This window comes from Dolichospermum lemmermannii CS-548 (assembly GCF_028330815.1).
GTDB lineage: Bacteria > Cyanobacteriota > Cyanobacteriia > Cyanobacteriales > Nostocaceae > Dolichospermum > Dolichospermum lemmermannii.
Genome location: NZ_JAQMTJ010000307.1, coordinates 1 through 5,839, shown reverse-complemented (window position 1 = coordinate 5,839; position 5,839 = coordinate 1). Strand labels below are relative to the sequence as shown.

General features: G+C 34.4%; 5 protein-coding genes and 1 pseudogene. 5 read left to right on the top strand and 1 reads right to left on the bottom strand.

What is annotated here, in order from left to right; all coding sequences use genetic code 11:
- Positions 1–114 precede the first annotated feature (114 nt).
- The 5 genes from PN450_RS21715 (at position 115) to PN450_RS21695 (ending at position 5,449) form a co-directional block, all read left to right on the top strand.
- The gene (locus PN450_RS21715; protein ID WP_271837528.1) at positions 115–993 is read left to right on the top strand and encodes a bile acid:sodium symporter family protein; all 879 of its coding nucleotides are present in this window, start codon (positions 115–117) and stop codon (positions 991–993) included.
- Positions 994–1,752: 759 nt separating this feature from the next.
- Positions 1,753–2,898 (top strand): hypothetical protein, encoded by a 1,146-nt coding sequence (locus tag PN450_RS21710; RefSeq protein WP_148762057.1) that lies wholly within the window; start codon positions 1,753–1,755, stop codon positions 2,896–2,898.
- A 186-nt stretch (positions 2,899–3,084) separates the two neighbouring features.
- A complete protein-coding gene (locus PN450_RS21705; RefSeq protein WP_148762055.1) occupies positions 3,085–3,870 on the top strand; it encodes an endonuclease in 786 nt (261 codons plus the stop codon).
- Between the two features lie 88 nt (positions 3,871–3,958).
- Complete coding sequence (locus PN450_RS21700) at positions 3,959–5,089, top strand: hypothetical protein (protein ID WP_271837527.1); 1,131 nt, start codon at positions 3,959–3,961, stop codon at positions 5,087–5,089.
- A 27-nt stretch (positions 5,090–5,116) separates the two neighbouring features.
- Entirely contained in the window at positions 5,117–5,449 is a 333-nt protein-coding gene (locus tag PN450_RS21695) for an HU family DNA-binding protein (protein WP_417033765.1), read from the top strand.
- A gap of 45 nt (positions 5,450–5,494) precedes the next feature.
- Here the strand turns inward: PN450_RS21695 and PN450_RS21685 are convergent.
- Positions 5,495–5,839, bottom strand: a pseudogene (locus PN450_RS21685) (IS1634 family transposase); the annotation flags it as partial.

Below are 5,839 nucleotides of genomic sequence, written 5' to 3'. Positions count from 1 at the left end.
CTCTGGTGTGTCCTCTGTGCCTCTGTGGTTCGTTTTAACAAAGATTTTGAGGCTTAACAGAATCATATTGAATATTCTCTTCTTCTTTGCCTGTTGGCGCGAAATAAGAAATTTATGAACGAAATTATCCCCATCCTTGACAAAATTGCATTTCTGGCTTTTGTTGTTGCTACTATGTTTGGTACAGGTTTAAAGTTAACTGTACAACAGATTTGGCAACCTCTTCGTAATATCCGTTTGGTTGTTTTATCGCTATTTGCAAATTTTGTTTTAGTGCCACTTTTTGTATATTTGTTGCTGCAAGTAATACCTGTTAATGAACCTGTGAAAGATGGTTTGATAATTATGGCATTAGCATCAGGTCCTCCAGCCTTACCTAAACTTGCCCAAATAGTTAAGGGTAATTTAGCTTTTTCTACAGGGTTAATGATGATGTTAATGTTCGGCACTGTTTTTTATATGCCAATTGTATTACCATTAGTTTTGCAAGGTGTAGAAGTCAATTCTTGGGATATTGCTAAACCTTTAATATTAATGATGCTAACACCATTAGGAATTGGGTTATTAATTAAGGCAACATATCAGGATATCGCTTTAAATCTCCAAACAATTACTTTCAAAATATCTAATTTTGGATTGCTTTTAGGTTTAGGAGTGAGATTGATAGTACACTTTAATGAAATTCTTGTTTTATTGAAAACTGGAGTGATATTTATTTGTGCTATTTTTATTATCTTCTCTTTTACTGTAGGTTATTTATTGGGTGGTCCTGGTATTGATACTCAAAGAGTTTTAGGAGTAGGAACTGCACAACGTAATTTTGCCGCAGCATTGTTAATAGGTACGAGTAATTTTGATGATCCGAATGTGATCAGTGTGATTATGGTGACGAGTTTATTAATGATGGTTTCAGTTCTAATTTTGGGTAAAAATCTACCAGAATTAGATCAAGAAGAAGGTATGGGTGCGGAAATAAAGCAGCTTGAAGTTTAGTGATGACATAGGAGGGAAAATGATGTATATAAGAGCCAAATAATAATTGACAATCTTTCATGTATTTTTGAGTGTCTAGCAGGTGACAATGCCAGACTTGATCTATAAGTTGACTAGGAACGAAATAATTGGTATTAGGATAGAGCCAAAACAACATCAAAAAACATATATATTGTGCGATCGCCCAATCAGCCTCTTCATCAGTCAAACCGCACCCAGATTCAGGCTTCATGAGCCGATATTTTACAGAACCAAATTCTAGCTGACTAGGACTTTGATGAATGAATTGTAATAACTTTTTGTTCACAGTGACACCTGTTATAACTACATTTCTGAATCAGAAGAGCGTATTGGCATTACTGCTCTGAGTGATTCCTAGAGTTCTATCAACAGGTTTATCGTCTGTTATGCAAATTTAGGTAGTGATCCGAAAGTAGTGAAAGAGATAAAAGCTATGCCAATCGCATATTATAGTCTTATGTAACAATACCTGACAGGATGACAAAAATAGTTAAGATACCCATAGAATAAGGCGCATAGCTCTCTCACTCTGTTGATAATACTTCCGCTTATTAGGAAATAATCTTAATAATGATCTAACTGAAAGCCAATAAAATCGTGACGATATCAATAGGGTTTCAGGACTTTGGTGAAGGCATTGTTAACTAACATTATTTAATTATCGGTAAATTCCACTGTTATAGTGTTAATAATTTTCAGCATTATGTTATAATACATAAATAGTTATTCTATAAAACTATGACACCAGAAGAATTATTAAATCAAATATCAGACGGCATTTGGATTAATAAAGGTGGGTTGAAAGTTCCCGATGATGTCGTTCAGGCTTTGCAACAAAAAGAGGATTGGTTTGATGGATTAAACCCTATTGTTTATTCAAAAGACAATCTTCCTGATATAAAAGGAATTTTAAATTTTTTCTCCGAACAGGAATTAGATCAAGAGGTTGGTTTCGCTGCAACTGAGATTTTGCAATCTTGTTATGGTGTGAATAAAGTAGTTAATTCAAAAGTTCACGATAATCCCCAAGCATCAGGAGAGAATAAATTAGATTTACTTGCTGGTCAAGCTACTAAACCGGACGATTACACAGCAGCAGTAGAAGTAAATAATTTATTTATGAATTGGGGAAATATTGTCAAAAGTAATTATACAAATAACAGTGATGATATTTTTCTAAGAATCAAAAGCATCGAAGAGACTAATAAAAATTGGTTTCAAGATAAAGTTGATGATTTGAAGGCACAAGTATTAGCTGCTTATGACAATTTAATGTCCCAATTTGATGAACAAGAAGATCCTGTACCCCAAGAAGTCAGGAATCATTTTATTGCAGTTAGAGAAAAAACTGAACAGAACTTTTCTGAAGCCATAACTGACTTTCCACAAGACAACGACAATTTAGTAAATGTATTTCTAGGATTATTTAACAAACTCAAAGAAGAATTGAATAATATACTTCAGCAAATTAAAGAAACGATATTTGGTAAGGATGAATCTAAAGCAGCCAAGGCAGAGGCCAGACAAGAAAATAAAGGCAAACTAGATATAATCAAATTCCTAAAAAGTAAAGCCATTCGTCCTACTATGGTAGGTATAAGAAGGCTATTTACACAGGGTAAAAAGTTGGTTGAATTCAAAGACCAAGCTAACTATGCTCAAGATAATCTAAAATCACAGTTTAGAAGTGTTGTGAGTAATTATGGTGCAATCACACCAGTACCAACACCAACTAATTTAGATGTTGTCAATGTGCTTGGTAAAATAGCCGAAAGTTTACTATCAACATTTATATTAAAAGGCATTTCATTACCAAGAGCATTTTTTGATGCTATTAAAAATACTGTAGTTTCTTTTTTTGTGTTGGGGAAGTTCCAACTATAGAAAAAGATCCAACGTCATTTAATCCATATAAGTTAACTAAATTGTAAGATTAATTTATTAAAGTTACATAATTTGAATAAAATAGTGTACAATATGAATAATAAATGCGCCTTGAAAGAGTGCGGTAACACTCAATCAAGACGGCTACTCCGTTAGTTGTTTGCCCAACATGGGAGCAAGATTATTATGGCACAAATAGCACAATATGAGCAACTGAGTTTACTTGACTATACTCAATACAGTCAAAACTACAGTGAAATCAATCGGGAAAACTGCGGATACCGCGAATTTGTAAAAAAGTTTGGTCATCAGCGTCGGAAATATCCTCAAAGTGACTTACTGTTAATAGAATCCATCAAAACAGAAATGGACTTAATTCAAGGTCATTTACTTGGTGATGGAAGTATTTTTATAACAGGAAAAGACTGTAATCGAGACGCTACTTTTAACTTTGCTACCAAACATGAAGAGTACGGTCAATGGCTTGTACAAAGTACAGAGTCATTTGCTGCTTGCAAGTTAAGGGTATATGACATTTATGATTATGATAAAAGAACACAGAAATCATATCACCGTGTCTCATTTAGAACTCCATCTAACAAGCTTTTTACAGAGTTAAGAGCTAAATGGTATCCAGAAGGAAAAAAGATTGTCCCGCAAAATTTAGTTTTGACAAAAGATTTAATTTTGAGATGGTACATGGATGATGGAAATTGGCATGAGAAGGGAATTTACTTTAACACTCAAGGATTTGACCCCAAAAGTACGGAGTTTTTACGTTCTCAACTTTCACAATTCTTAGGACTGAAAGTAACAATTCAAAAGCACAGTGGCGATCTTTACAGACTTTTTATTCCCGTAAGAGGAACTGGGTCTGGAGTTAGCAGCACTAACAATAACATAAAAAGGTTCTTGGAAGTGATCGGAGAATCTCCTATTAGTTGCTTTAGTCACAAATGGGGAAGAATTTAGTAGGATAGCCAAGTCATAAAGGAACAAATTTACTTTCTTCCTTTATGATTTCTGGTGATTTTGTACAGCCACGAAGAAATTTCCCAAAATGGCATTACAGGGGAATCTTCAACAAATAGCCCTTAACTCCATGAATGACATGACTGGGATTGTGGCCAGTTTATTGGCTAGAGCAAAAGCTGCCAATGCGGAGGATAAAGTTTTATTAATTCCTGCCGGTGGTGAACAAAAAGAAAACGAGGAAATGACCGTTATTGATTTTCTATCTCAACAAGTACAAATTGCTGTTGATAGTTTAAAGTCTGCATATCCCAATAATAAAAATGGATTGGATGCGGTTAAGAGATTCTTAGACGAAATAGAAGCTGAAGCCCCCTGGTTAAAGGATTTTAAAGATGATGATTGCTACGCAAAAAGACCTTGTGCAGTTAATCAAGATTCACAAGATACAATTTCTAGACTGGTAAAATTAGTTAATGGCTATTGGGGAGAACCTAAATTTTTTGATGGTGATTTGAGAGCTTACGAAAAAGTTCTTTTCAGTGATATTGAACCTTCTCAGGAACAATTGGATTATGCTCTTGCTCATCGTGCAGCTTACAGAGAAGCTATTGGTAGAGCTATCAAATGGAAAGTGCAAAACGATGGCAGTACAATAATGATTAGGCAGGTTGCACAGGCAACTAAAAATAGTAAAGAAAATATATTTGCAAAAACCAGTCCAGACGGAAAAACTTATGATCCACGTTCTTGGGCTGCGGCTTATTGGAGAATAGCACATCAAGCGGAAACTGGAGATGCCGGTTTAGCTTTTATGATATTTGGAGATGAGATTGTGACTGAACTTAAAAACATCCCAGAAAAAGAAACCCAAACATTAGTAGTTTATGGGGTAGATAAAATTGGTATTCCCCAACTTCAGAAAAAATGGACAGGGCAAGAAATTCAAGTCAGGGGGATTATTGATGAGTACAATGGCAAAACTTATTTTAAGCTACAGGCTTATAATCAAAAAACTCTGGATTGGATTAATTTAGGCAATATTTCTGATAAATATCAGCCTTATTTTTTGCCAGGACAATCAAAGAGAATGAAGATTTACTCAATTTCTACGAACGCACAAGGTAAGACAAAACGAGCCGCATTATTCAACAAAGATATGAGTCAAGAAGAAATTGATAAATGCTTAATTTTTGACCTTAGTGCCACAACTAAATAATAAGTTATAATCTGGTAAAGCTTAACAATTTACCCTAAGAATACGCCGATGAACGCTCAATTAATTGAATATATTCAAACATCAACTGGACTGCAAAAAAATACAGTTGAATCTGTTCTCAGTGCTTTTGTCAAATACATTCAAATAAGTCTAACTCAGAAATTTTCTGTCAACTTATTAAAGTTTGGGACTTTTTCAGTCCGATTTCTTGATGAAAGAGAAGGACGTAACCCTAAAACTGGTGAGAACATAACAATTTCTGCTAAGTGGAAACCTAGATCCCACATTCCGCACCCCAAAATGTTACAGAGGGAAATTACGGAGATGAAAATCAAAGGGAGCATCAAAACAAACAGATAAAGTGAAAAAAGGCATTTGAGAAACAGTAAATCACCAAAAATGTCATACTAGCCATCTCTGTTCTATTCCGGCATAATTTTCGGTTTTTGATGCTAATTTATATCCTGGTATTGCACTATCAATCAATTCTGATTCTGGTATTGTTGATATTAATGATTTTGCTGTTTTTATGCTTAATGGTACTCGACATAACCACTGTAAATCTGACATCATTTTCAGGTTTGATTCTGTATATAAGGCGCAGTCAGCTACTATGAGACTATTAACTTCTAATTGTTTGTGATATTCTACTGCTATTTTACCAAAACATGATGAGTCAGCTTGGTTTCCCGATGCTAGTTTTAAAAATATTGGGATGTCTCCATCTCCTGAACATATCATTTCTATGAT